27 protein-coding genes and 1 other annotated feature are annotated in these 25,606 nt (G+C 39.4%); of the genes, 6 read left to right on the forward strand and 21 right to left on the reverse strand.

What is annotated here, in order from left to right:
- Window positions 1–11: 11 nt before the first annotated feature.
- From ACXAF2_RS17160 to ACXAF2_RS17175, 4 genes are all read right to left on the reverse strand, one after another.
- A complete protein-coding gene (locus ACXAF2_RS17160; RefSeq protein WP_475140465.1) occupies window positions 12–872 on the reverse strand; it encodes a permease in 861 nt (286 codons plus the stop codon).
- A 112-nt stretch (window positions 873–984) separates the two neighbouring features.
- Window positions 985–1,305 (reverse strand): ArsR/SmtB family transcription factor, encoded by a 321-nt coding sequence (locus ACXAF2_RS17165; protein ID WP_475140467.1) that lies wholly within the window; start codon window positions 1,303–1,305, stop codon window positions 985–987.
- 151 nt (window positions 1,306–1,456) lie between these two features.
- A complete protein-coding gene (gene tyrS / locus ACXAF2_RS17170; RefSeq protein WP_475140469.1) occupies window positions 1,457–2,704 on the reverse strand; it encodes a tyrosine--tRNA ligase in 1,248 nt (415 codons plus the stop codon).
- Window positions 2,705–2,934: 230 nt separating this feature from the next.
- Window positions 2,935–3,146, reverse strand: a binding site (T-box leader).
- A 57-nt stretch (window positions 3,147–3,203) separates the two neighbouring features.
- The gene (locus ACXAF2_RS17175) at window positions 3,204–3,863 is read right to left on the reverse strand and encodes an O-methyltransferase (protein ID WP_475140471.1); all 660 of its coding nucleotides are present in this window, start codon (window positions 3,861–3,863) and stop codon (window positions 3,204–3,206) included.
- Window positions 3,864–4,094: 231 nt separating this feature from the next.
- Between ACXAF2_RS17175 and ACXAF2_RS17180 the strand changes: the two genes are divergently transcribed.
- Complete coding sequence (locus tag ACXAF2_RS17180) at window positions 4,095–5,702, forward strand: ribonuclease J (protein WP_475141269.1); 1,608 nt, start codon at window positions 4,095–4,097, stop codon at window positions 5,700–5,702.
- 84 nt (window positions 5,703–5,786) lie between these two features.
- On the opposite strand, the gene ACXAF2_RS17185 is transcribed toward ACXAF2_RS17180, so the two are convergent.
- From ACXAF2_RS17185 to ACXAF2_RS17255, 15 genes are all read right to left on the reverse strand, one after another.
- Window positions 5,787–6,083: a putative quinol monooxygenase gene (locus ACXAF2_RS17185; RefSeq protein WP_475140472.1), complete on the reverse strand. Its 297-nt coding sequence runs from the start codon at window positions 6,081–6,083 to the stop codon at window positions 5,787–5,789.
- A gap of 24 nt (window positions 6,084–6,107) precedes the next feature.
- Window positions 6,108–6,743 carry a nitroreductase family protein gene (locus ACXAF2_RS17190; protein ID WP_475140474.1) on the reverse strand — a complete coding sequence of 212 codons (636 nt, stop codon included), beginning with the start codon at window positions 6,741–6,743 and terminating at the stop codon, window positions 6,108–6,110.
- A 26-nt stretch (window positions 6,744–6,769) separates the two neighbouring features.
- Window positions 6,770–7,204 (reverse strand): MarR family winged helix-turn-helix transcriptional regulator, encoded by a 435-nt coding sequence (locus ACXAF2_RS17195; protein WP_475140476.1) that lies wholly within the window; start codon window positions 7,202–7,204, stop codon window positions 6,770–6,772.
- 303 nt (window positions 7,205–7,507) lie between these two features.
- Window positions 7,508–7,699 (reverse strand): hypothetical protein, encoded by a 192-nt coding sequence (locus ACXAF2_RS17200; RefSeq protein ID WP_475140478.1) that lies wholly within the window; start codon window positions 7,697–7,699, stop codon window positions 7,508–7,510.
- Window positions 7,700–7,762: 63 nt separating this feature from the next.
- Complete coding sequence (locus tag ACXAF2_RS17205) at window positions 7,763–8,497, reverse strand: hypothetical protein (RefSeq protein WP_475140480.1); 735 nt, start codon at window positions 8,495–8,497, stop codon at window positions 7,763–7,765.
- A 159-nt stretch (window positions 8,498–8,656) separates the two neighbouring features.
- On the reverse strand, window positions 8,657–9,118 hold the full coding sequence (locus tag ACXAF2_RS17210; RefSeq protein ID WP_475140482.1) for a DinB family protein: 462 nt from the start codon (window positions 9,116–9,118) through the stop codon (window positions 8,657–8,659).
- 49 nt (window positions 9,119–9,167) lie between these two features.
- Window positions 9,168–9,452 carry a hypothetical protein gene (locus tag ACXAF2_RS17215; protein WP_475140484.1) on the reverse strand — a complete coding sequence of 95 codons (285 nt, stop codon included), beginning with the start codon at window positions 9,450–9,452 and terminating at the stop codon, window positions 9,168–9,170.
- 21 nt (window positions 9,453–9,473) lie between these two features.
- Window positions 9,474–9,908 carry a hypothetical protein gene (locus ACXAF2_RS17220; RefSeq protein ID WP_475140486.1) on the reverse strand — a complete coding sequence of 145 codons (435 nt, stop codon included), beginning with the start codon at window positions 9,906–9,908 and terminating at the stop codon, window positions 9,474–9,476.
- A gap of 514 nt (window positions 9,909–10,422) precedes the next feature.
- Entirely contained in the window at window positions 10,423–11,772 is a 1,350-nt protein-coding gene (locus ACXAF2_RS17225; protein WP_475140487.1) for an NAD(FAD)-utilizing dehydrogenase, read from the reverse strand.
- Between the two features lie 16 nt (window positions 11,773–11,788).
- Window positions 11,789–12,637, reverse strand: coding sequence for a DUF2785 domain-containing protein (locus ACXAF2_RS17230; protein WP_475140489.1), 849 nt, complete (start codon window positions 12,635–12,637; stop codon window positions 11,789–11,791).
- 74 nt (window positions 12,638–12,711) lie between these two features.
- Window positions 12,712–13,917 carry an MFS transporter gene (locus tag ACXAF2_RS17235; RefSeq protein WP_475140491.1) on the reverse strand — a complete coding sequence of 402 codons (1,206 nt, stop codon included), beginning with the start codon at window positions 13,915–13,917 and terminating at the stop codon, window positions 12,712–12,714.
- Between the two features lie 29 nt (window positions 13,918–13,946).
- On the reverse strand, window positions 13,947–14,993 hold the full coding sequence (locus ACXAF2_RS17240) for an ArsR/SmtB family transcription factor (protein ID WP_475140493.1): 1,047 nt from the start codon (window positions 14,991–14,993) through the stop codon (window positions 13,947–13,949).
- Window positions 14,994–15,159: 166 nt separating this feature from the next.
- Entirely contained in the window at window positions 15,160–16,230 is a 1,071-nt protein-coding gene (gene rlmN / locus ACXAF2_RS17245) for a dual-specificity RNA methyltransferase RlmN (protein WP_475140495.1), read from the reverse strand.
- A 161-nt stretch (window positions 16,231–16,391) separates the two neighbouring features.
- The gene (locus ACXAF2_RS17250) at window positions 16,392–17,030 is read right to left on the reverse strand and encodes a FusB/FusC family EF-G-binding protein (RefSeq protein WP_475140497.1); all 639 of its coding nucleotides are present in this window, start codon (window positions 17,028–17,030) and stop codon (window positions 16,392–16,394) included.
- Window positions 17,031–17,211: 181 nt separating this feature from the next.
- Window positions 17,212–17,478 (reverse strand): CD3324 family protein, encoded by a 267-nt coding sequence (locus tag ACXAF2_RS17255; RefSeq protein WP_475140500.1) that lies wholly within the window; start codon window positions 17,476–17,478, stop codon window positions 17,212–17,214.
- A 325-nt stretch (window positions 17,479–17,803) separates the two neighbouring features.
- On the opposite strand from ACXAF2_RS17255, the gene ACXAF2_RS17260 reads away from it, so the two are divergent.
- Window positions 17,804–18,343: a GNAT family N-acetyltransferase gene (locus ACXAF2_RS17260; RefSeq protein ID WP_475140502.1), complete on the forward strand. Its 540-nt coding sequence runs from the start codon at window positions 17,804–17,806 to the stop codon at window positions 18,341–18,343.
- Window positions 18,344–18,470: 127 nt separating this feature from the next.
- Here ACXAF2_RS17260 and ACXAF2_RS17265 read toward each other — a convergent pair whose 3' ends face one another.
- Complete coding sequence (locus tag ACXAF2_RS17265; protein WP_475140503.1) at window positions 18,471–19,721, reverse strand: helix-turn-helix domain-containing protein; 1,251 nt, start codon at window positions 19,719–19,721, stop codon at window positions 18,471–18,473.
- Between the two features lie 214 nt (window positions 19,722–19,935).
- Between ACXAF2_RS17265 and ACXAF2_RS17270 the strand changes: the two genes are divergently transcribed.
- The gene (locus ACXAF2_RS17270; RefSeq protein ID WP_475140505.1) at window positions 19,936–20,304 is read left to right on the forward strand and encodes a hypothetical protein; all 369 of its coding nucleotides are present in this window, start codon (window positions 19,936–19,938) and stop codon (window positions 20,302–20,304) included.
- Entirely contained in the window at window positions 20,301–21,869 is a 1,569-nt protein-coding gene (locus tag ACXAF2_RS17275; RefSeq protein WP_475140508.1) for a sodium/solute symporter, read from the forward strand. The genes ACXAF2_RS17270 and ACXAF2_RS17275 overlap by 4 nt, the downstream gene beginning before the upstream one ends.
- Before the next feature lie 72 nt (window positions 21,870–21,941).
- On the opposite strand, the gene ACXAF2_RS17280 is transcribed toward ACXAF2_RS17275, so the two are convergent.
- Window positions 21,942–22,499 (reverse strand): GNAT family N-acetyltransferase, encoded by a 558-nt coding sequence (locus tag ACXAF2_RS17280; protein ID WP_475140510.1) that lies wholly within the window; start codon window positions 22,497–22,499, stop codon window positions 21,942–21,944.
- A 444-nt stretch (window positions 22,500–22,943) separates the two neighbouring features.
- Here ACXAF2_RS17280 and ACXAF2_RS17285 point away from each other — a divergent pair, with 444 nt between their 5' ends.
- Both ACXAF2_RS17285 and ACXAF2_RS17290 read left to right on the forward strand, forming a co-directional pair.
- Window positions 22,944–23,759, forward strand: coding sequence for an STAS domain-containing protein (locus ACXAF2_RS17285; protein WP_475140512.1), 816 nt, complete (start codon window positions 22,944–22,946; stop codon window positions 23,757–23,759).
- Between the two features lie 528 nt (window positions 23,760–24,287).
- Complete coding sequence (locus tag ACXAF2_RS17290) at window positions 24,288–25,502, forward strand: S8 family peptidase (RefSeq protein WP_475140514.1); 1,215 nt, start codon at window positions 24,288–24,290, stop codon at window positions 25,500–25,502.
- Window positions 25,503–25,606: the final 104 nt, after the last annotated feature.

The following is a 25,606-nucleotide window of genomic DNA, read 5'->3' on the forward strand; positions in this document are numbered from 1 at the left end:
TGTCCACCTCCTTATATAAAGTAAAATAAGAAACCCGACATAGTAGACATGATAAGGACAGAGCCAATAAAAGCTATCACAAGCTTCTTCTTAAAAATGCTATGGAGTAATGTCATCTCCGGAAGGCTAGCTCCTGCTGATGCAATCATCAGAGCCATTACTGGTCCCAAGGCCATTCCTTTAGCGATAAGAATTTGAGAGATCGGAATCATTGTAGATAGTCGAATATATAATGGAATTCCTATAATCGCAGCTATCGGAACCAGCCACCAATTCTCTCCTCCTAAATAGGTTGTAATCCATTCGGTTGGAACAGAACCATGAATAACCGAACCAATCCCTGCCCCGATAATAAGAAATGGATAGACATTTCTCATAAGTGTAAGTGTTTCTCTTATCGCTCTCTTAATGTCGATACCATTCTCAGGTGCTGAGAAATTTTCTAACATGACATTTTTTAGTTGTTTTTCAAATCCAAATGCACTCAACGCAAATCCGATGATAATAGAAAAAGAAGTGGTTAAAAATGTATATGCAATTGCTACTTTCCATCCCAGTAAGTAGGTCATCAAGGACAAAATCGTTAAATCCAGTACAGGTGAGGCAAATAGGAAAATCATCACAATGGGAAAACGAACTTTGTTTCGCAATAGATTTACGACAATAGGGATGGTTGAACAAGAGCAAAATGGTGTGACGAATGCGAAACCAACAGCAATCAGAGCACTCAACAGAGGATGGCTTCTATCCATCAGCTCCTCCATCCTTTTATAAGGAATAAACCCTTGAAGTAAATGAATCACAAAGGATATTCCAACAAACAGTACAGTTAGTTCAAGTGCAATACTGATAAAATCTTTCAATATAGTCATTTTGACTGCCTCCATTTTGTTTGATCAAATTCATTTGATTAATTATCGAAAATTATATATCAATTTTTTTTGATTAATAAATCATAAGATGTCACCATGCAAATTAATCACTTTATTCACGCCTAAACAAGCAGCAAAGTTCCTCTGATAACAAGTGATTCAATTCAGTGTGATTTAATGTATAATAACTCCATGTGCCCCGCGTTTCTTTCAGGATCAACTCAGCGTCCATTAAAATCTTCAGATGGTAAGAAAGTTTAGATTGGGGTAAGTCTAATTTATCCGATAAGTCACATACACACACTTCTCCCATTTCAGTAATTTGGTGTAGGATAAATAACCTTTTTTGATCTGCTAGTGCCTTGAATTTTTTTTCATATTTACTGAAGGTTGAATCCAGTGATATATCTTTTAATGGAATTTGTTTATTCATGCTATCTGCTCCTCTTAAATCAAATTAATTTGATGTACCCTTAATATATGAAATATCTTCCATTAAGTCAACTAATAAATCAAAAATAATTAATTTAATAAAAATTAAGAAAGTCATCTATCCATACTGATTAAACGACTTTCTTACTGAGTTACAGAGTTCTCAGTTTTTTATACTTCCTCTTCCCTACCTGAACAATCAGTCCATCTTCAATCTCTACTTCTAATTGCATATCCAGAACCTTTTCTGAATTGATTCTGATTCCTCCATTATGAATCATCCGCCGCGCTTCACTTTTTGAGCCTTGCATATTTAACTCAACAAGTAAGTCAATAATGGGTACTCTGCTTTCACCTGCCCACTGTATCTCTGGAATGTCATCAGGCAGTGCACCTTTTTGAAATATTTCCTTAAAATTGTTCTCGGCTAGCTCTGCTGCTTCTACACCGTGATACATAGACACGATGGTTTTTCCTAAACGTATTTTGGCGTCTCTAGGGTGGAGTGTCCCCTGGATTAATTCCTTCTCTATGTTCGTTTTCTCATCCAGAGATAAGTCAGTTAACAGGTTGAAGTATTTGATGATCAATTCATCTGGAATCGACATCGTCTTCCCAAACATTTGGTTAGGATCTTCATCAATTCCAATGTAATTATGTTTTGATTTTGACATTTTATCCACGCCGTCAAGTCCTTCAAGTAAAGGAAGTAATATAACCACTTGTTTCTCCTGGTTGTAATGCTCCTGAAGATGCCTTCCCATCAACACATTGAACTGCTGATCCGTCCCACCAAGCTCCACATCACTTTCTAATGCGACGGAATCGTATCCTTGCATTAACGGGTAGAAGAACTCATGAAGCGAGACTGGTTTCCCTGTTGACAACCGGTTAGAAAAATCGTTTCTTTCAATTAATCGAGCAACCGTGATCTTCGATGATAAATGAATCACATCTTCAAGATTCAACGATGACAGCCATTTGGAATTATAATGAAGTTCCACCTTCTCTTTGTCGAGGACTTTCCCAAATTGTTCAAAGTATGTTTGGGCATTTCTCTTCACCTCTTCATCAGTCAGCTGTTTCCTTGCAACAGACTTCCCAGTCGGATCACCGATTTTACCGGTGAAATCCCCAATAATAAGCTGAATGATATGACCGTTTTCTTGAAACTGCCTTAATTTGTTCAGGACAACCGAATGACCCAGGTGAACATCGGGAGCGGTTGGGTCTAGACCAAGCTTGATTTTCAAAGGTACTCCTGTAGCAATTGACTTGACGAGTTTCTGCCTTAATTCTGCTTCTGGGATGATTTCATGAACTCCATTTTTGTATACGGTTAACTGCCTTTTTACTTCTGACTGTTGTTCTTGTGAAAGTGACTCCCATTTGTGTTGCATGCTGATTCCTCCTTGATTGATATGTTTCGTTTAAGTATTCGTCAGATTGGACGAGTTCTTATAGATCATTTGAATTTCGATGATAAATAGTGGATTTCGCTGATATATTCTGATTTGAGACGACGAATTAGTGATTTCACCTTTATATTTGGAATTTCGCCGTTAAATAGAACATTTCGCTGTTATCCACTCTCTCAACCAAAAATCACATTAAAAAACCACGCCCCTAAAAAAGGGACGTGGTTAACGCGGTACCACCCTCATTGAAGATTTCTCTTCCACTTCATACGGATAACGGATCGGCCGTTCTCTGCTACTAAGAAGGGTTCACAGAGAATGTTTAAGGAGGTAATTCGCGCTTATCTTTGTACTGATTCCCACCAGCCATCAGCTCTCTTCACCAGGGAGATAAGTCACTACTCATTCCTATCATGACATGTATGTTTATGAATTTTTATTTATTTTACAGAAAAATGCCATAAAATACAATAATAATTTTTTATCCCTTCACGATCCCCATTACAAACCCGTCGTAACCTTTAGACCCGACGGTTTGAACAACCGTAGAGTCAATACGGGGCTCCTTAGACAGCATATCAACAAAATGGCGGACACCTTGAACGCTTTCATCTCCGCTGTTTTCATCGATTACTCTTCCACCGCGTACCACATTATCTGTAATGATGACAGCTCCAGGTTGAGAAAGCTCGAGTGCCCATTTTAAATAATTTGCATTGTTTTGTTTGTCTGCATCGATGAAAATAAAATCAAATTCACCCTCAATAGTCGGCAACGTATCCAAGGCAGCACCTACCTTAATTTCCACCTTTCGATCCATTCCAGCGATTTGTATGTTTTTTGCAGCGACTTTTGCATGTTTTTCACTGTATTCTAAGGTTACAAGGTGGCCGTCCTCGGGTAGTGCACGGGCAAGCCAGATCGTGCTATAGCCTCCTAGGGTCCCGATTTCCAATATGCGTTTCGCTCCTTTAAGCTGTGCAAGCAATGAGAGAAACTTCCCTTGATTCGGAGATACATCAATTGCAGGCAATTCTGCTTCACTATTTGCTTTCAATACAGAATCCATAATCGGATCTGATACTTGAAGTTTACTCGTAAAATATTGATCTACTTCTGTCCATACAGTTTTTGAAGTCATCATCTTCACTCCTTAGTATGTATCATTCATATACAATAGTAGCATAATTTTCCATATAAATATCGATTTCACGTAACTTTTTATCTCTCAAACAAAAGGTTACCTTAATGAAATCAACCTATTCGGGCATAATAACCAAAACAATTTGTCTTGGAGGGTTCATTCTTGCATACCAATGAGCAGGCATTATCCATTTTTTCACTTGGCGGAATCAATGAAATCGGAAAAAATATGTATGTCATTCAACATCGTGATGATATTGTCATCATTGATTGTGGAGGTAAGTTTCCTGATGAAAGTCTTTTGGGAATCGACTTAATCATTCCTGATGTTACTTATCTTGAAAAAAACAAAGATAAAATTCGGGGATTAATTGTCACTCATGGACACGAGGATCACATAGGTGGTATTCCTTATCTTCTGAAAAAAATTAACATGCCCATTTATGCAACACATTTCACCTTGGGATTAATCGAACTAAAAATAGAAGAGCACAAGCTTATAAGAGAGACAAAACTTGTAACCATCGACTCAAATTCCAACCTGAATTTCGGAACGATCGATGTTTCGTTCTTCAAAGTAAGTCACAGCATTCCGGATTGTTTAGGTATCGTATTTCATACGCCGGAAGGTAATGTCGTACATACCGGAGACTTTAAATTCGACTTGACACCTGCCAATCATCAATACTCAGACATTCATAAAATGGCCAGGATCGGTGAAAAAGGGGTATTGGTCTTACTTTCTGAAAGCACGAATGCGGAGCGGGGCGGCTTGACCCCTTCTGAACAAATGGTGGGGAATCATATGGATGAAGCGTTCTTGAAAGCCACTGGAAAAATCTTTGTTTCAACCTTTGCTTCGAATGTCAATCGGGTCCAACAGGTAGTCGATGCTTCCATAAAAACAAACAGGAGGCTGGCATTATTAGGAAGAAGTATGATCAATGTAGTTTCAGTCGCCATGGAACGGGGATATTTAACCGTGCCTGACGGGATGCTGATCGATGCCCGTGAAATTGATGCATTACCTCCCGAAAAGGTTGCGATTTTATGTACGGGAAGTCAAGGGGAACCCAGGGCTGCACTTGGTCGCCTATCGACTGGAAGCTTCCGGGACGTATACGTTTATCCAGGTGATACTGTCATTTTGGCTGCTTCACCTATACCAGGAAACGAAAAGGACGTATCACGTATTCTGGATCATTTATTTCAACTTGGTGCCCACGTGATTTACGGAAGTGGAAGTACAACAGGCATGCATGTGTCTGGACACGGGTATCAAGAAGACTTAAAGCTTATGCTAACATTAATGAAGCCGACTTATTTTATTCCTATACATGGTGAATACCGAATGCTGCATCATCACCGAATCCTGGCTGAATCGGTAGGAGTAGAAGCAGGAAATACTTTTATAATAAAAAACGGTGAAGTTGTCGATATCGAGAATTCCGTAGCCCGCCAAACCCGTGCCATTCCTGCAGGAGACACCTTTGTAGATGGATTGAGCGTCGGAGATATCGGATCGATTGTGTTACGTGATCGAAAACAACTTTCTGAAGATGGGATGCTTATCATTGTCATTACCCTTAGTAAGTCGGAGCATTCGATTATTTCTGGGCCTGATACCATATCACGGGGATTCGTTTTTGTACGAAACTCAGAAGACCTGTTAAAGGACGTCAACCATCTCGTTAAAAAAGTCGTTGATGAATTGTCTGCAGAAAATATTCGCGACTGGAAAGAAATGAAACAGGCGATCAAAAAAGACGTTGGCCAATACCTATTCAAGCATTTGAAAAGGAAACCTATGATTTTACCGATTATTATTGAAGTGTAGTTGGAAATGTCGGGTGCTTATGCGCCTGGCATTTTTTACATAAGAAAAAGCACCCAACCAAAAGTCAGGTGCACATAAAATTAATTATTTCTCTATCTTGTTTCCTTCATAAATCTTCACATCTAAAGGAGCGGCTAAATACTCAGGCGCTCTCCCAACAAATGAAGAAAAATGCTCACTCCCATTGTGATTCTCAACGGCAGCAGCATCCCTCCACACCTCTACCATTGTATAGACACTTTCTCTTTCAGTATCTTTCATTAAGTCATATGAGATGTTTCCCTCTTCTGCTCTGGATGCTGCTACAAGTGGGAGAATCTCTTCTAAAAATGCTTGTTCTTTGGTTGGATTAATATGAAATTCTGCATGAATAATAATCATTTACTTTCTCCTCTTTTCTTATTTTTATTTCCATTCTGTGATGGACTCTACTGGCAGGCGAACAGATTTATAGCCAGCATCTGCTGCTTTTCCGATCGAAATCAGCATGACTGGATAGTAACGGTCTTTTTCCATACCGTAAGCTTCAGCAATTTGATCTTTTTCATATCCACCGATCGGATTTGTATCAAATCCGTGAGCACGTGCAACAAGCATGAGTTGCATGGATACTAACCCTGCGTCGATGAGGTTCATTTCCCTGAACTGTTCAGTTGTCATCATTTTTAGTAATCCTTTAATAGATGGTAGCTGTCTGTCTCTTACTTCTGCAGGCATATACCCTTCTTCAACTGCTTTATTGTAAATCTCATCCGCATAGTCAAGGCTGTTCATATCTACAAATACCGCAATCACTGCAGATGAAGTTTTGACTTGCGTCTGATTGAATTTCGCAAGGGGTGCAAGTTTTTCTTTCCCTTCTGGACTATCGATGACAACAAAACGCCATGGCTGCAAGTTTACAGATGATGGTGCAAGAGTGGCTTCGGTTAGTATCTCTGTCATTTCTTCTTTACTGATTTTCACAGACGGGTCATAATTACGGATGGAACGACGACCAGTGATGATTTGGTTAAAGTCATTGATTTTTGTTTGATTCATGATGCATTCTCCTTTATGAGTAAAATCTAGTATTCAATATCCTGAACATTATCCTGAATGCGATTAAGCATGTCGGATAAAACCGAACGTTCTTCTTTTGTAAAGCTTTTAAAGACTTTAGAGATAAAGATCTCTTTCTCTTCACGATAAGCTTCTATTTTCTGACGGCCTTCCTGTGTCAACCGGACAAATGTAAACCTGTTATCATCAGGATTTTTACGGCGGGAGACCATCCCTTTTCCTTCAAGCTGCTTTAAGTGTCTCGTCACGGCTGCACTATCAATATTCACTTCTCTTTGTAGAGCCGTTTGACTGATTTCTTCCACTTCGAATAACTTGTGCAAAAGATCCAACCGAGACTGACTAATTCCGGTACAGCGCTCAAACTTAGGACTCATTTGCTTATATATATCATTTAGTTGAACAATTATCTTCTCTTCTTCACGACACGAGATGGACAAAGCATCCTCCTCCTTCACTTTAATTGAGGGGTCAATCATTGACCTGTCAATTAATATAATACATATGGTTTTATTAGTCAAACATATAGATCTTGGGAGAAAAACCTTATGATTTTGAAGGGAGCCTTCTTACAAATGAGGAGAGTCTGAAATGAGTAAAACAGGAGATTTCCTATGAGTGAAAAAGGAAAAGGCAAGGTAATGAGGGAATGTCCTCTCTTACCTTGCCGTCTATATGCACGATAAAAACACTAATTATGTCATTTCTATGAAAGACTATACGGAATTTCATAGAAAAAAGATTTACTTCTTTGGTTGATCTAACGCTTGATAGGCAGCCTGATATTTTCCGCCTTCAGCTACCTCTGAATGATATAATGCTTTAAGGGCAAACGTACGCTCTAAATTCATCTCATCCATCAATACTTTCAGGCGGGCTTGCAATTCTTTATTATCTTTCATTAACAATTTCATTTGTGATTTCATATATTTCATAAGGCGTTAACTCCCCTTTTCTAGTGAAACAATTCATCAAGTATACCATTGCTTGTCACAGTACTAAAGGGATTTCTTAAGGAAGACCCTGTTCACATCCTTCACTTCACACCCATTGGCAATAAATGTTTGGATCATCGGAGCGTTATGTTTACTCGTCCCCCCAATATATTTTTTTGCATCAAACACACTAGCTAACAGACTAAGTGCCAGTTTATGTAGATTCTTGCTCTTTCCCTTGCTTCTTTCACCAGGAATCAATCCGAAATAAAACAACCTTCCCTCATCTGCCGTGCCTGGTTCTATATGTGGCATTATGACGCCGATCGGTTGATCTCCTTCATAAATCGCAATACAGGAATCCTTATAGCTGTCACCCAGTTCGACCTTGACACTTTTCATATGTTCTTCCATGGTTAAGGAAGATGGGACATTAAGGGAGCCCTTCATCGATTGCATCCAGATATGAGCAAACTCATTTTCTGAAATCATATGTAAATTCTTCAATGTATAAGAGTGTTCGATTTCCGACTTCTCAAGCTTTTTATACACTGTAACAAATTCATCAATCATTTCAAATCCTTTTCCAACTAAATATTCATCTACTTCCCGGGAGAATATTTGATTCACAAGAATCTTTAAGGTAGACAAGGAATGATAGGCTCGAGTCTGTTCCAGAAATCTGACGAGCTCTTTCATTTCTTCTGTGGATAATTCCTTTGTATCCTCAATGGTTGCATAATTGTCACCATGAATGATTTTCACTTTTTCGACCAGTAAATTCCGTTGATTTCCCACTGTATATCCTCCTTTTTTCTATATGTGAAATTATTGGAAAGCAAGTTTAATTCTTTTTTTCAGCAGTGATTGGTACAGCAATACTTACCGGTAATACTGTGAAAATAGCAACCTATGACCAAAAACTCATAAGCCACCCTCACTCTCGAAATCACTTATTCATCTAAAAATCAAATCACTCGACACCGGTTTCATACCAATCTCCCTTGCCCACACGGATAATTGACCAATATGATGAATCTCATGGGTGACTATATGTTGCATAACTTTTTTATATGTAAAGAGGTATGTTTTACCTGACCTTGATGTCATAGGGAGTTCTTTCTTTCCGTAGGCAGGAGTCCATAATGACAAAAAGTATTCCGTTTGCTGCCTGGTCATATCTGAAAACTCAATGACTTCGTCAAGTGTTGAAATAATATGTAAATCCTTTTTTATCACGGGTTTCCCTTGTAATTGATTCATCCAAATTTGCTCACAGTCCGCTACATGAAAGAGATTCTTCAGAATGCTCCCCATCTCGCCTGTACGCTCTTTCGTCAGTTCATCCGGATCAATTTCCCTGCACCAATTAAACCATTCTTCCCGTATTTCCCAATTATAAGAAAAAAGTTCTAACATGCTCTCAACCTCTCCTTTGTATTGTAAGAATTCTTAAAGCCCCACTTCCTTATTCAGTGAACAATCCAACCACAATGATTCCTATGGCATTCAATGCGAAAAAAGTTCCATATATCATCGTGACCATGCCTGTTCCAAAACCAGATGGATCAAATGGACTTACGGATAAACCAGTCAAGATAAAAACCACAGGTGTAAGGAGTAAACATATGACTCCCGCCCAAATCCTCCTTTTTTTATTCTGTCCGGTAACTTTCATAATCGTAAAATCAGTTAAAGCCAGGACTGTTATAATGATCATGAATAATAGAAACAAGACACCCCAATCAGACAAAAAACATTCCTCCTCATCCAATTAACTGTAAGCCATCCAAAATGAAATTCCCCAACTCATAATGAGAAAAAGCAGACTCGCAATAAAATATGGACTCTTATTAGTAGAACTCGTTGATTCATATTCATATTTAAATTGATTATTTGTAATGAATTTAGCGGCCGATGATGCCTGATTAATTCCAGCTCGTTTTGAAATACTGGTGAGCCATCCCAGTGCAAAAAAGCAAAGGCTGGATATGAAAGCCGTATCCATTATGCTCCACCCTCCCATTGAACTGGTCATTACCGTAGCGCCCATCATTAGTGTGAAGAGGATCACGATGATCGCAAAGGATAAATACTTCGAAGGAATGAACTTTTCTAATTGTTTACTGAATTGGTCAATGAAGAATGCCGTACCGATTCCAATTATGAGAATGACGATCGTTAATAAAACGTTTAAATAATAGTACAATTCGGGTTGCCTCCATTCACAACATATTCCTCACGCTTTTCAAACTAGAAGGATCAAAAAGAATTAATAAAAAAGAAGCCATTGATTACTCCCAAACATAATAAAGTGACCAGTAAAAAATTTTTTCCCCACATTTTATTAAAATATAAATATAGCAATCCAAAATATATAAATCCAACTGTGATTAGACAAAGAAAGAATTCTTTCATCATTTCCCCATCTGCATGGATGCCCTTCACATGAACCCATTCAAATTTATGGTTGAGATCCAGGTCGATAGTGAAGAACATGAATCCCCACCCAACGAAAATAAAAATACCCATTAAACGGAGGAGCGAGTACATACTCATCTCCTTTTTTGGATGAGCATCTACAATCGTTTCATATTCCAAAACGTTTTCTTCTACTCGTAATCCCATAAAAAAATCCTTTCTGCCTGTTCTTTTCTACTAATACGAAAAAACAATCAGAAAGGTTTCAAATTATTCCAGTTTTATAATTAACTGGTAAAAAACTATTTCCCCAGATGTTTCCCCAAATAAATACCACTTGCAGCTGCCTGCGATAAGGAATGGGTTTCCCCTGAGCAGTCACCAATGAGATACAGATTTGAAACATCTGTTTCAAAGTTCTTATCCGTCGGTAATTTCGGTTCATAATACTTCGCATCCAACCCGTAAAGAAGCGTATCATCGTGTATCGGTTCCCCAATAAGCCTTTCCAAAGAAGCAAAAAATTCCTTAAGGGCAACACAATATAATTCCGGAACCTCTTCCCGAAGATTCCCACATTCCGCTTTAAGGGACGGACCTACCAGATTCTCCTCTAGTGATTCTGTATTCCGATGAAATTTGAAATCTTCCAATCTCTGAACGACAATCCGCTCTCTTCCTTGGTTAATCCCTCCTATAGTGCTCACTGCGTAATCCATTGCCTCACCATGGGAGTCAAAATAACGTGGAACGAACAAGCTGAAGTTCAGATTTGCACTTGGTGTATCTTCTTCACGGGCATTTTGTCCGTCGGGCATCACGACTCCATGTTGGTGTTTCCGTATGATCCTCCCTTGCGGATTCATACAATAGGTCGTCGCGCTGAATGTATCCCTTTCGATTTTCAGCTTCGTTTCAAACGTATCTTCTAATATCGATTGAAGCTGATCCCCTTTCATTTCCACCCGTATTCCCATATCCAGACGTGTCTTTCCTGGAAAAAGCCCAAGTGATGCTGCTTGTTCTTTCAGCCACGTACTGCCGCTCATTCCTGTACCGATCACTAATTTCTCCGTCGTAAATTCACCGCTATTTGATTTCAAGTGAAAGCCCGCATCATGTTTTGAAATCGTCTCAACATGAGTTTCGAAACTAACCTTAATGCGATTTTTCAGGACTTCATACATTCTTTGAAAAACATCACCCGCTAAACGCGTTCCTAAATGACGGACCTCAGTTGAAAGAACCTTCAAGTCCACCATACTGGCTCGTTTTGAAAGTATATCATTATTCGTGCTATAAGACGGGATGATGTCACCGCCAAACTCACAGAGAATAGCGTCTACTTCCTTCATCAAATCAAGTGAGGTTTGGTCTCCTATTTTCCTGCCAAGCTCTCCACCGAAATCATTCGTATAATTAAATTTCCCCTCTGATTTCCCAAGACCCGCAAAACCAATGTATTTACTGCACACTCCTTCACACGTACAAACGCCCCCATCATCTAGACCACATGTACGTTCACTCAGTTTTTTGCCGAGATCAATCATGTGAATGGAAACATGTTCATTGTGTTTCATCAAGGTGTAGGCGAGAAACACACTGCTCACTCCTGCTCCGATGATCGTGATGTCATAATGAATCGATTGCATCCTCTGCTCCCCTTTCTTAGTTGTAATCGTGCTTATGCCACTTTGCCAGCACAGAGCTGATATGATTTCCTGATTTGCTTCCTGGCTCTTTCCATTTCAGTCTGAAATAACATGTTTTGAAGAAATTTTCGATATTCATTTTCATTCTATAGAAAGAGTAGGAATAGCCTTCTTCCTTATATCGATCATTTAACGTACTAGACAAACCCATTAGCCACATTAAAAGATCTTCATCCGTCATTCCCTTTTCCAGCAATGCTTCAATGGCAAAGAATAATCGTCCATCCTCATCATCCACATAGGCAGCATCTTTCAATACGCAGTCTTTGATCGTCTGCAGACTGCGTTGATTAAAAACAGCTGGAAATGCAGGGTGACGGATCGCTTCCACCAAGTAATCCGCTCCGTGTGCGATGCTATGTGCCCATCCCTTTCCTTCAACATATCCACGGGTATCTTCTTCAGCCTCTAAATAAACAAAGCTAGCCTCAATTGCTTTCTGAACCTTCTCAGCAGACAAAAATGACTTGGCACGGTCTTTATCCAGAAGCAATGCCAGGACTAATGATGAAAATGACCGGGTGAAAACCGAATCATCTTCCTTCTTTCCGATCCCATAAAACAAATGATTTCCGTCTATACAAGTATCAAGCAAAAATGACATTTGATCAGATGATAGATAGTTTTCTTCCATCAGTATATAAAAACTGGTATAAATCAATTTATCTCTAAGTTCTCCGTCAATCGAACCAATATGTTTGGTCATCTCATCCAAAAGTGGGTCCAAGTCACATTGGTTCATTGTATCAGGACGGTTAAAATCGATTATTATTAATTTCTCTTTCAATTGACTTTCAGTAATCATATCTGAATTCTCCTCACCCAAATGGTTTCCATTTCCATCCTACCATAAAACAGAGTTGTGGAAGGTCCGTCCCTCTATTTATCCTTCAAACTGTGATGGAGATAGGGAATGGAAGCTAGTGTAGAGATGGCTCCAGCAAGCATGATGGTAAGGTCTGTACCTATTGATTCAGCCAATATTCCAGCAAGAAATGCGGCCACGGGCATGAATACCCATGTCATAAGGCGGCTAGTGGCCTGGACCCTTCCTAATAAGTGATCGGGTGTCAGCGTTTGCCGAATCGTAATGATGCACGGGCTCATCATCGAAGCACAGAAGGTCCCGACTGCATTCATGATCACAAGCCAAACATAAGTTTCTATCCAGCCGAAACAGAGGATCGAAAGGCCTCCAATGACAGAGGCCGTAAATAAAATGCTCCGATACGAAAACAGCCTCCGAAAAAGGTTTGATGTAACCGCGCCAAGAATCGCACCCACTCCACCCATTGATAATAGCCAGCCAATCATGACCGCATTTACATTCAGGAAATCTAGGTGAAATACCAATAATGTGAGAAATAGTGTAGTTCCGAACACAGAACATATCATGGCAAGATTGGTATACAAGATGGGCTTGGTCTTTGCGACGAATACGAATCCCTCCCTTATATCTCCCCATATGGAACCAGATGAAACTCTCTCCTTCATCTTCATGCGAAGACTCGCAATGGCAAGAAAAGATACCAAAAAGCTTCCGCTATTCACCAACAGGGCATATCCGGGATTAAAAAAGGAAATGAGCAACCCTCCTAAACCTGGTGCTAAAAAAACCGCTAAATTAAATATCCCGGTGTTCAGTGAATTTACAACCTGTAGGTCTTCTCTTCTCACCAGGCTTGGTACTGAAGCAAATTGAGATGTATTGTAGATTTGACTTAATAAGCCTATACCGAATACCACCGGATATACCATCCACATCTCAAGTATCTCCATGATATATAAAACTCCTATAACACCAACAAGTATGCATCGTCCTAAATCGCATAAAAGGAGCATGTGCTTCCGGTTGAATTTATCGGACATGATACCTGCGAAGGGCTGCAATAGAATCGGCAGCCGTTCAAGAGCCGCCACAATCCCCATAGTCACGGGTGATCCAGTAATAGCTAATACCATAAGTGGAATCGCGATTAAATATATTTGATCCCCGAAAAACGAAATAAGGTTCCCACCCATAAATCTGAAGACAGAATAGTTTTTCTTTAAAGGCGGGAAATCTTCCACTTGATTTAGTCTCACAGCACGCTCTCCCATACGGGACACCCCTTTTAATCTTCAATTAAATACTGCTTTAATTCATTCGATAATGTTTGAACCGCATTCTCTTTCAAGCGATACTTGCCATCCTGAGTTTCAACGAGTCTTGCGGACCTGAGAATTTTCAAATGGTGGTGGACCGTCGATTTCCCCATGTTCAGTTCATTCGTGATTTCCTGGAGAGTACGATTTGAACCCTTCAGCAATTTCACCATTCGGAGGCGCGCTTCATCACCAAGTGCTTTATGCTTCTGAACCAGAAAATAGCTTGGCATATCCTTATCATCCGGATAGATGCTTTCATTGGCTACGGGGTAATAAAACACCTTTACTCCTTCAACATCCCCTTCTACGTTCCAAGGGCGATAAATCGCCTGGGGGATCAACAGAACTGTATGAACACTCGGCTCTGGAAGATAGGTAATTCCTCCGGTTGTCCATTCCACCATGGCCTCGGGATTCAGCTCCCCATTCATCTTTTCTTTGGCTTGCTTATCTCTTCTGAGTATGTGAGTTAATGTTTCTCTCTGTGGAAAAATCACTTCTTCATACCACTTCGTCATGACGCTCTTCAGGTGTTCCCTAAGGGTATATACTTGGGTTGTGCAGACAAACTCAATATAATCAGGAAAAAAAGGGTTCCCTTCTGTCTGCTTTTTAAATCTGCTTCGTGATGGCTCATCCCCTTTGGAAGCAAGCGTTCGAAGATCTTCAAATTTGATCCCTATGTATGGAATGCAGATGAATCTCAGTTTTTCATCATCCACCTCATCCAGAAACATATGAAATTCTGATAAATTCCGAAACTCTTTTTGATGCAATAAAAGGAGTAGTGATTTCCACGTATTATTCTCTTCAACAAATTTCAAGTCCTCAATCAATGGTACAGATAAAGATTTCTTTAACCTGTCCCATGATTCCTTTGGTTTTTCTAACGTGTCAATAAGCCTTTTATTTGTGACGGCAGCAATCCCCAAAGCGCATTCCCAAAGAAGAGAAGCCTCGATTCTTACCTCATACGTCTCTCTTTTCCGACTGGTCAAATGGAGCACATCCATATAGAAACACCTCATTTCCAAAAATTTGTACCTCACAAATAATTCTATACTTTCAGAATTAATTATTCAATAATTTTAGAATTAATAATTCGATAAATTTAGAATATTGTAATCAAAAAAAGCACATAAATCCCACTTTGGAATTTATGTGCTTCATAAAAAAGTATTAAGATTTAACCTTATCCTTCTTGATCTGCTTACTTCTCAATTGACCGCAAGCTGCATCAATGTCTGTTCCTTGTTCCACACGGACTCCACAATTGATTCCATGCTCAAGTAATGTACCATAGAATTCAACAATCGCTTCTTTCGAACTTCTTTGATATTGGTTGTGTTCGTCAACTGGATTATAAGGAATTAGATTCACATAAGATAGATGTCGCTTGTTCTTTAATAATTTGGCCAGTTGTATAGCCTCTTCTTTATGATCGTTCACATCGCTCAATAAAATATACTCAAAGGTGATGCGTCGGTTGGTTTTTTCTAAATAGTAATCAATGGCCGGCATTAACTTCTCTAAAGGATACGCGCGGTTGATCTTCATGATCTTCGTACGCAATTCGTTGTTTGGTGCATGCAAGGAAACAGCCAGATTGATTTGGATGTTTTCGTCGGCAAACTTATAAATCTTATCTGCCAGACCACTTGTTGAGACGGTGATATGACGAGCTCCGATAGAAAGACCTTTTTGGTCATTAACCACTCGGAAGAAGTCCATCATGTTATCGTAGTTATCGAATGGCTCACCTATCCCCATCACGACGATATGACTGACACGTTCTCCATTTCCTGCTTCATCCAAGTGATGTTGAACGTTCATGATCTGTTCTACGATTTCTCCGCTTGAAAGATCACGGTTCTTCTTCAGCAGTCCACTTGCACAGAATGTACAACCGATGTTGCACCCGACCTGCGTCGTCACACAAACACTTAGTCCATAATTGAATCGCATTAAAACCGTTTCAATTAAGTTACCATCTTCAAGCTTGAACAGGAATTTAATTGTGCCGTCCTTGGATTCCTGTTTAACTTCTTGAGTGAGTGTATGAAGATAGAAGTGTTCGTCCAGCAATTGTACACAATCCGCGTTCAGATTCTTCATATCCGTAAAGTTTGTCACTCTCTTTTTATATAACCAATCCCACACCTGGGCGGCACGGAATTTCTTTTGACCATGCTCGACCAACCATGTTGTCAGTTGATCTAATGTTAATCCATATATGGATTTCTTTTCCATTTAAAACCCTCATTTCGAAACTCTACAATTTTCTACTTATCTATACTACTTAAAGTATGGTAATGTTTCAAGGGATTTATAAGTGTTGAGAAGAATTGGAATTCCGTAATATAGTATAAATACAAAGAAAATACGCCGAGATTCTTGCTCGGCGCAGCTTTCTAATGATTGATTCTTTGAATAAAATCATCTAATTTCTCTTTGTCCTTAAGCTTTTCATTACACTCATGACTATCCTGGCAGATGTAATTCCCTTTCTTCACAAAGGTTCCTTTAGATGACGTTTTCGATTCTGACATGTATAACCCGATGCTTCCAAAGCTGTTGCAAATCGTGCAAATTCCTTTTTTGCTGCTGCTTTTGAAGGTACCCTTAAATCCTTTCAATTTACCCTCATACTCAGCGACGATATATTTTCGCTCTTGTCCATAATCATTCCAGCCAAGATAGGAGAGATCCCTGAATTCAAGATTTCCCCAATCCGGTGTCTTTAGCTTTTTCACTTTCGGGAATAGCTTTTTCAATATGGCATCAGAAACTGTTGGAAATGGAATGACATAAGCTTTTAATCCAATTAAATAGTCTTCCGCTTGGTCAGAATCTCGAATGTCCAAGATTGGATCGAGTATGCTTTGTTGAGATTGAGACAGCCCATCGAATAAATTTGTCACCTTATCTTTCACAAGTCCTTTCAACGCTTGAAGTACACCTAGATCATTCACTGTTGAATATCCATTGATCAGCACTTGAGTCTGATACATTATGAAATTATATTGATCATTTCGAATAAATGGTTCCATGTTAATCGCTCCCAGAAACATTTGTCATTATTTTCATCTTAAATGGTCAGATCAAGATGAGTCAAGGAGCACAGGCATTTCGTGCAACCTCATTTATACTATATACCGATACAAAATAGAAATATATGTAGAGTTTGGTTCAGAATCAATCTATACACGATAAAAAGCACTGACATAATCATCAGCGCTTTCTATACACTATTGTCTTAATTGTTTCTGTTGAAAGATGATAATGTTCGGCTAATTCTTGAATCGTCTTTCCCTTCAAAAAAGCCTCTTTGATCTCAACATTTCGTTCATCAATTTCTTTTCTACTTCCAGAACGGCTACCCCATTTTCGGTATTTCACCTTAGGTTTAGGAATATAAAGGGTTTCCCCCTGTACATATTTCTGGACTTCAACAAGAAGCGATGGTGGTAAAACACTCTCAGCTTTCACATATTTCAATTCAGTCAGCCCCTTATTTTCTGATTAATAAAGTAAATAAGGTGCAAAGCCGACTTACTAGAAATGAACTTTAAGGGCGATCAGTCAGTCTCCCCCATGCAAAGTATCGCCTTTCTAATAATAGGCTTTGCATGAGACGCTGCGGACTCTGGTAAGATTGATTTCATTACCATGTCACCACCTCCTTTAAGCTGTTGTTCATTTTCTTCTATTATAAATTAAATAAGGTTGAATCACATAATGATAAACTGCCTTACTTTGACTCCTCCCAAAAAAGATGGAGCATATGGTATAATCTTCTAAATATCATAAAGGAGATGTACCCATGTTTTCATTCACAGTTGATCAAGAAATCTCACTCGAGTTATTTCAACAGCACCACAAAGAGGAGTTATACGAACTGATTGATTCTAACCGGGATCACCTTCGCCAGTGGCTTCTTTGGGTCGATAAACGGAAGTCCCCACAGGATTTGGAGTCGATCATCCCCATCTGGATCCGGAATTACGCGGATAACAACGGATTCGATGCCGGAATACGGTATCAAGGGAAATTAGTCGGTATGATCGGGCTCCATTATATTGATTGGAAAAGCAAGAGCACCAGTATTGGATACCTTCTTTCTGAAAAAGCTGAAGGAAAAGGAATCATTACACGAGCCGTTTCCTCTCTATTAACCTATCTATTTAGTGAAATGGACCTTAACAGGGTAGAAATTCAATGTGCCATCAACAATAAGAAAAGCATTGGCATCCCGGAACGATTGGGGTTTAAGAAAGAAGGTATCACGCGGGATGGTCAATGGTTATATGATCATTATGAAGATCTGGTAACATATAGCTTGTTGAGGAAAGATTGGGTTTAGCCTTAGGGAGTCAAACTTACCAAGGGCGATCCTCATTGAATATCGCCCTTTTCTTATTTAAATATCCGTTAGGATAAGCGCTGTACATATTGAAGGTTTATAGGAATGAATCGTATACCTCTGTACATTATATAAAAATAATTTCTTCTGTTCCCCTGTATTCTCTTGGAGAAAGTCCAACATATTTTTTAAAGGTACCACTAAAGTAATTGGGTGTATTGAAACCAAGCTCTTCAGCAATGTACTCGATTGTATGGTTGGTATGACGCAAAAGCCACACAGCACGCTGAAGACGAACAAAGGTGACATATTCAACAAAGTTCCGGCCTGTTTCTTGTTTAAAAATCCTGCTGAAATACGGTACACTAAAATTAATCTGTTCAGCTACTTGTTTTATTGAAAGATTATCTGTGCAGCAATGAGCGATATAGTCCGTACATTTCTGAATCTGCTGATCCTTTGTGATTTCTTCGTAATAACGGAGGGATAATCTCTCATATGGTGACGTACGCCTGGCTTTATATGCTTCCCGGTATGATTGATGAAGGAGAAGTGGTTCTCGATAGATGGAGCCTACACCAAAATAAAGATGGATCCCATACTCCGTTTCTAATTCCCCAATCGCATCAAGTATACCGGCTTCCCCTTGTTTCCAGTGTTTTAAGGAACCGTACTTTGAAGGAATCCGAATGAGCATTAGTAAGTGTTTGCGATAGGATAGAAAAGAAACCCCATCTTCATGAAAACGCTTTCTCAAATGTACTTGAATAATCATAGATGCTTGCCACTCCTGCTCTTCTTTCCAGGATGAGTATCTGGTGAACCCCTGTATAAAACACACCACATTTGGCAGCCCATCAATTGGAAAGAGAGATCGGGATTGAATCAATTCCTCTTCAGAATTTATCTCCCCAGAAAGTAATCTTCGTAAAAATGCTTCTTGAAAAGGAAACGTGTGGTTTCCTTTCTTTGGATCCTGATGAAGCCCAATGACATTGTCACTAGTCCATACAAGACCCTCACTTGAAATACACCCTATAACCTGTTTTAACATTCGAATAAATTTATGTTTTTTTACAGCCTTTACTAGTAAACTGCTTAACTTCAATTCAACTGCAAGGGGTGAAGTATATAATAATGATGGTTCCAGCAAAGGAATGATTTTGCATTCTTTATTACGTTTATGAAATCGGAGTATTTTCACCCAATCATGCCATGTGCTTACTTCAAAAATTGCTATATGTATATGAGGCGGTTTCACTTCCTCCTCCACCAGTGAGATGTTTCCCATAAATTCTTCAGTAATCCAGTCTTCAAGCTTTTCATATTCCATTTGATCTCTTACGACTAGTTTCAATGAATACACTTTTTCGTCCATCCTGCCTTCCTATGATATACATAATGATGTCTAATTCTTACCTAAATTATAGAATATAAAATAGATTATATTAAATTTTTGTATATTTCTGATAATTTATTGTAAGGTATATATTCTACATATAACGTAAAATCAATTTTATACTATCTTAGCATTTGTAAAGGAGGACAGTAATCAAATCATCAATAGCACAAACCTTAAGGAGGGGTCTTTTATGGCTGGAGAGTATTCAGAATATGATTATGTGGCTGCAGACACTATAGATGTCAGCGAACTTGAGCCACTCGATCCGGAAACGAGAAAAATCATGAAGGGTGAATTCAGCACTGGAATTAAACTTACGCTTTTTTATTATGTTTTTATCTTATCAATCCCGGTATTGAATTGGTATGCTGATGGTTTTATGTTCTCACGTATGTGGGGTGGTATGACGTATAGCTGGTTTTTCACAAGTATCGTGGCCATGGGGATGGCCTTCATCATTGCCTATGTACATACTACTCTTTATGAGAAACGATTAAAGAAAGATCGCCATATTCCCAACCACTCCAGTACATCTTCTGAGGAAAGGAGAATCAATTGATGGGTGCTTTACTAGAACCAAAGTTCCTATTGACGCTCCTCTTAATGGGGACGATCGTTTATATCACCTATTTATCAAAAAGAAATGCCACTGCTTCTGATTATTTTGTTGGTGGTAGAAGCTTTGGCTGGTTTACTAACGGTTCAGCTATAGGAGGAGACTACTTAAGCGCAGCAACTTTTCTTGGTATTGCAGGCTTAACCTATCAGCTTGGGTATGATGGGGCTTACTATGCATTTTGCTTTTCTATTGGTCTGACACTTTTAGCTATTTTCGTAGCAGGTCCCCTTCGTCGATTCGGAGCCTATACAGTTGCAGACTTTTTAGCGTATCGTTTTCACAGCAAACGCGCACGCCTCGCAGCTGTTGCTGTGGTTTTAGCCATTTCCGGCTTCTATGCAGCCCCTCAGTTACTTGGTGCTGCTCAAATTTTAAGTATGTTCTTTGGGACAAGCTATGAATTTGGAATTATTTTCACCTGTTCTGTCATGATTTTTTACGTTGGAATCGGTGGTATGAAGGGAACTACACTTAACCAGGCTCTCGAACTATGGATTCGTCTGGGTGCCTTCCTTCTTATGGTTGGTGCGGCTATCTATGGTGGACTCCATTACCATGAAATCCTGGCTTCGATTAATGAATTTAAAGGCGTTATTTCAGGAACTGCTGGTTTTACTACTGATGGAAAGGATATTCCTTTCGATGGTGCAGCTTGGACAGGTACCGGCAATTACTTCCCATCATTCTGGCAAACCATATCAATGACAATCGGACTTTCACTCGGTACAATTGGACTTCCGCATATTTTGCTTCGTTTCTACACAAATCCTAGTGCTAAAGCAGCTCGTAGGTCCGCTCTTATGGCAATAGGTATTGCCAGTGTATTCTTTTTCTTTGCCGTATACCTTGGAGTGGTCGGGCGCTCGATTTTTCTAAGCGGAGACACAGATCCAGGTGTTATGAAAGACCTGATAGCCGGAGGAAACAATATGGTTGTTCCTTCTACTGCGCAGGCCCTTGGTGGAGAGTGGCTGCTTGGTCTTGTAATTGCGGGCGCATTTGCTGCCGTCTTTTCAAACCTATCCGGTTTATTCATTGCAAGTTCCGGTGCTTTGGCTCATGATTTATATGCAACATTCTTCCGGAAAAACATCACAGAAAAAGAACGTGTATTAGCAGGAAAGGTTTCGATTATCGTTCTTGGTATTCTATATGGTGTTCTTGGTCTAATGGTAAAAGAAGCTTCCATCGGTCATCTGGTTGCACTGGCATTTACGGTTGCAGCGAGTACGTTTACACCAATCTTCATCCTGGGTATATGGTGGAGGGGAATGACAGAGAAAGGTGCTATTGCCGGACTTGTAATCGGTCTAATTGCTTCTATGTACATGATTTTCTTTAAATCTACCCTACCTGATTTCCTACAGTTTAATGTACCCGGGTTAATCACGGTTCCGATTGGATTCCTTTCTGTGTATATCGTTTCAAAAATTGACCGCAGAGTCCCTGGAGATGTAAACGAATTCATGAAAAAAGTTCATTCTAAAGAGTCAGAAGCAGCTTAATAATAAACAGTCATTTAAATGACGGTTACAATAGATGAAGGAGCTGCTTCATTTAAACCCTCCTTCATCCATTTATATTTTTCCATACACACACGTATCGGTTAACCGTTTCCCATCAACTGAAAGGTCCTCATTGCGCAGAATTCCTTCAAGCACATAGCCAAGCCTTTCAGGAATGGCCCTGCTCCTCCCATTTGTGGATTCACACCTGATTTCCACTCTTTTTCCTTTCAATTCAGTTAAGGCAAAATCGGTCAATTCCCCAACGGCTTCCAACATGTAACCATGCCCACTCATTCTTGTATCAATCCAATAACCGATTTCGAATTTTGGAACACTCCAATCAATGTTGTGAAATCCTGTTGAACCGACGAATTCATTTGTATCTTTTCGGAAGATTAGATACCTCAAACTTTCCCTTGTTAGAAATTTTGCGTGAGCTTCACGGGTGTTCGTTTCCGTATCTTCTACTGAAGGGTCATTTTGCGCAAATCCTAACCACGGTTTTAATTCGGATAGAGAAGCCTTAATGGCTGTATTCACTGATCTGCCATCACCTGGCTGAGGCATTCTCAGTATTAACCTTTCCGTTTCTAACACTGGTGGAACTTCAAGTAATACAGGGTTCATACCAAACACTCCTTTTAATAAAATAAAAAACCCCCACTCTCAAGAAATAATTCTTGAGGACGAGAGTTTATTTTTCGCGGTACCACCTCAGTTTGTTGGCATGTCACCATACCAACCTCTTTGGATACATTGTATATCCTATCTCTATAACGGGAGAAACCGATGTATTCACTGCAGAAAAGAGCTTTATACATAACTCCAAGTCTTTTACCATTATGAACATGATGGCTCTTTTTCAGCTAATAGAGCTCTCTGTACATCAATTACTTCATTATGATCTTCTCTTCATCGTTAATTGGAAATATTTTAAATTATATGAAATTATAAGGTAATGACATCCTATTGTCAATATACCTGGTATACTATTATTCTAGTCTTTCCAGCCTATACTAAAAATTAATAATACTTTATAATAAAGGAAAATCATACACTTGGAGGAGAAAAATGACTCACCATACAATCATTACTTCTATTGGGGATCAATTGATTGAGAGAAAGCATGAAATCGCCAATAACATTTTCTCTGCGCTTTTAGCTGCTTATCCAACACTTTACGTGGAAGCACGAAGAATTGAAAGCCTTCCTTATTTTGAGCAGCTTATCGAACTTATAGGGGAGGGCTTACTAAGGGGAGAAAGTAACTTAGACAAATCAAGTCAGTGGGGAAAAGAAGTTGGAAGACTTGCATCTGGCCAAGGAGTCCCTTTGCATATGTCCATAAGTAAATCCTCTTTATATAAAAAAGTGATACTAGAAGATATCGTTTTGCACAATGCTGCAACCATATCTAAAGAAATCCTACTGCAAATCACAAACGATATTGATCACACATTCACCACTATGATTTCTGCTTTCTGTGAAGCATATAGTGAGTATGCAGAAGAACAGCTGAAAATATCTGAAGAAAAGTATTTGTCCTTATCCACTCCAGTCGTTCCCATCTTCTCCGACTTGGCTGTATTGCCTCTCATTGGACAAGTGGATGAAGTACGTGGAGAAATGATGGCAGAGCATGTCCTTCTTGAGTGTAAAAAGCTGTCCATTCATAAATTGATCATCGATCTTTCCGGTGTGTATGAAGTGAACCCGCTGTTCCAACAAGGAATCATGAAACTGATCGATAGCCTTAAATTATTGGGAATCGAACCGATTTTATCAGGTATGCGCCCAGAAATGAGTATCGAATTTGTACAGATGGGTATAAACATTTCAAGCATGAAAATCTATCAATCATTAAATAAAGCAGTAGAAAATCATTAAAATGAAATAGCATAACCTAAAGGACTTCATTGACAGAAGTCCTTTTTCTTATTAATGATGATGCCCCCCCATTCTCCCCTTCCTAGAGGGACGGACCTCTAAATCATCTTCCTAATGATGCAAATTATTGAATTCAAGCATGATTACCGTTCTATATTCATTAAAAATAGAGGTCCGTCCCTCAAAAGTTTTTAAAATGATGTTGGGAAAATACGGGACTGTTTTCCTATGTTTATTTTTGTTTTTGAGAGAGTTTGGAGGAAAGTTTTCTTGATTCTCGGTGATTTTTGCATTTGGCTACCCACAAACTTCCAATAACTTACAAATTCTGAATTGTTGACCTATTCAGTTTTTTAGAAGGGTCTGCTAGAATCCTAGTTAGCAAGAATCATATACATAGTTTTTCATACACACTCTCAATTATTCTTGTGAATTTTCATATGAGGGGGTAATTCCACAAGCAAACGTTTTACTATTCAATTCATTTGTCGTTGAGCCAAAAAAAAGAAAAAACGGAGGAATACTATTATGAAGTTTAAAAAAATTGCTGCTTTATCTCTAGCTGCATCACTTGCTCTCGTACCTAGTTTCGGAGGAAGTGCCTTTGCACAAGATCAAAACCCTCTTGAGAAAGCCCCGAAAAAGACAGATGTCAGTAAAAGCCTCGAAAAAGGAAGTTATGCAAAAGGTGAGGTTATTGTAAAATTTAAAGAAGGTGTGGCAGAGTCTGAAAAAGGAAACACCCTCAAAAAAGTGAATGTCTCTTCAGTAAAAGAAAAAGCTAGTAAAAAGAAGCCCTTCGAAGTGTTAAAAGTAGGAAATGTAGAAGCGACCGTAAAAGCATTAAGCAAGAATCCTAACGTAGAATATGCTGAACCTAACTATACTTTCTCAGCCACCTGGACCCCAAATGATTATTACTACCAAGGATATCAATATGGACCACAAAACACGTATACACCTAGTGCATGGGATCTTGCACGTGGTAGCAGCGGTCAGGAAATCGCCGTGCTTGATACAGGTGTAGATTATAACCACCCTGACTTAGATGGCAAAACGATTCGTGGATATGACTTCGTCGACAATGATTATTATCCGATGGATTTAAATGGACATGGTACTCATGTAGCTGGTACTGCTGCGGCTGAAACGAACAACGGCACCGGGGTTGCCGGTATGGCTCCTAATACAAAGATTCTTGCCGTTCGTGTATTGGACGCCAACGGAAGTGGATCACTTGATGATATCGCGGCAGGTATTCGTTACGCTGCAGATCAAGGCGCAGAAGTTCTAAATCTTTCTCTTGGTTGCGACTGTAATACAACAACGTTAAAAAGTGCAGTTGATTATGCGTGGAACAAAGGATCTGTCGTCATTGCCGCTGCTGGAAATGACGGAGTATCAACAACGTTTGAACCAGCTTCTTACCCTAACGCGATTGCCGTCGGAGCAGTTGATTCCAGAGACCGTAGAGCATCTTTCTCAAACTATGGAACGTGGGTCGATGTAACCGCTCCAGGAGTTGACATTGCTTCAACCGTACCTAACAACGGCTACTCATACATGTCAGGTACATCGATGGCTTCCCCTCACGTTGCAGGATTAGCAGGATTACTTGCAGGGCAGGGAAGAAACAATGTTCAAATCCGTCAAGCGATCGAACAAACAGCTGATCCTATCAGCGGTACAGGCTCTTACTTCCAACATGGAAGAATTAACTCTTACGATGCTGTAAGATACTAAATAGTATCCCCCCTCAACCAATCGGTTGAGGGGGGTTTTGCGATTATTGAATCTACTTCGCCAACAACAAATAAGGAAAAATCACTCGCATTTCACACCCCACC

It is taken from the genome of Rossellomorea sp. ABR4_004, from assembly GCF_056159585.1.

What these genes read in the sequence shown, in the direction of transcription:
- ACXAF2_RS17160 (WP_475140465.1), bottom strand. Translation starts at nt 872, where the DNA reads ATGACTATATTGAAAGATTTTATCAGTATTGCACTTGAACTAACTGTA.
- tyrS (WP_475140469.1), bottom strand. Translation starts at nt 2,704, where the DNA reads ATGCAACACAAATGGGAGTCACTTTCACAAGAACAACAGTCAGAAGTA.
- ACXAF2_RS17240 (WP_475140493.1), bottom strand. Translation starts at nt 14,993, where the DNA reads ATGGATGTGCTCCATTTGACCAGTCGGAAAAGAGAGACGTATGAGGTA.
- ACXAF2_RS17285 (WP_475140512.1), top strand. Translation starts at nt 22,944, where the DNA reads ATGACTCACCATACAATCATTACTTCTATTGGGGATCAATTGATTGAG.
- ACXAF2_RS17225 (WP_475140487.1), bottom strand. Translation starts at nt 11,772, where the DNA reads ATGCAATCGATTCATTATGACATCACGATCATCGGAGCAGGAGTGAGC.
- ACXAF2_RS17230 (WP_475140489.1), bottom strand. Translation starts at nt 12,637, where the DNA reads ATGATTACTGAAAGTCAATTGAAAGAGAAATTAATAATAATCGATTTT.
- ACXAF2_RS17265 (WP_475140503.1), bottom strand. Translation starts at nt 19,721, where the DNA reads ATGGACGAAAAAGTGTATTCATTGAAACTAGTCGTAAGAGATCAAATG.
- ACXAF2_RS17270 (WP_475140505.1), top strand. Translation starts at nt 19,936, where the DNA reads ATGGCTGGAGAGTATTCAGAATATGATTATGTGGCTGCAGACACTATA.
- ACXAF2_RS17165 (WP_475140467.1), bottom strand. Translation starts at nt 1,305, where the DNA reads ATGAATAAACAAATTCCATTAAAAGATATATCACTGGATTCAACCTTC.
- ACXAF2_RS17180 (WP_475141269.1), top strand. Translation starts at nt 4,095, where the DNA reads ATGTATGTCATTCAACATCGTGATGATATTGTCATCATTGATTGTGGA.
- ACXAF2_RS17250 (WP_475140497.1), bottom strand. Translation starts at nt 17,030, where the DNA reads ATGGAACCATTTATTCGAAATGATCAATATAATTTCATAATGTATCAG.
- ACXAF2_RS17280 (WP_475140510.1), bottom strand. Translation starts at nt 22,499, where the DNA reads ATGAACCCTGTATTACTTGAAGTTCCACCAGTGTTAGAAACGGAAAGG.
- ACXAF2_RS17190 (WP_475140474.1), bottom strand. Translation starts at nt 6,743, where the DNA reads ATGAATCAAACAAAAATCAATGACTTTAACCAAATCATCACTGGTCGT.
- ACXAF2_RS17290 (WP_475140514.1), top strand. Translation starts at nt 24,288, where the DNA reads ATGAAGTTTAAAAAAATTGCTGCTTTATCTCTAGCTGCATCACTTGCT.
- ACXAF2_RS17200 (WP_475140478.1), bottom strand. Translation starts at nt 7,699, where the DNA reads ATGAAATATATGAAATCACAAATGAAATTGTTAATGAAAGATAATAAA.
- rlmN (WP_475140495.1), bottom strand. Translation starts at nt 16,230, where the DNA reads ATGGAAAAGAAATCCATATATGGATTAACATTAGATCAACTGACAACA.
- ACXAF2_RS17210 (WP_475140482.1), bottom strand. Translation starts at nt 9,118, where the DNA reads ATGTTAGAACTTTTTTCTTATAATTGGGAAATACGGGAAGAATGGTTT.
- ACXAF2_RS17185 (WP_475140472.1), bottom strand. Translation starts at nt 6,083, where the DNA reads ATGATTATTATTCATGCAGAATTTCATATTAATCCAACCAAAGAACAA.
- ACXAF2_RS17260 (WP_475140502.1), top strand. Translation starts at nt 17,804, where the DNA reads ATGTTTTCATTCACAGTTGATCAAGAAATCTCACTCGAGTTATTTCAA.
- ACXAF2_RS17175 (WP_475140471.1), bottom strand. Translation starts at nt 3,863, where the DNA reads ATGACTTCAAAAACTGTATGGACAGAAGTAGATCAATATTTTACGAGT.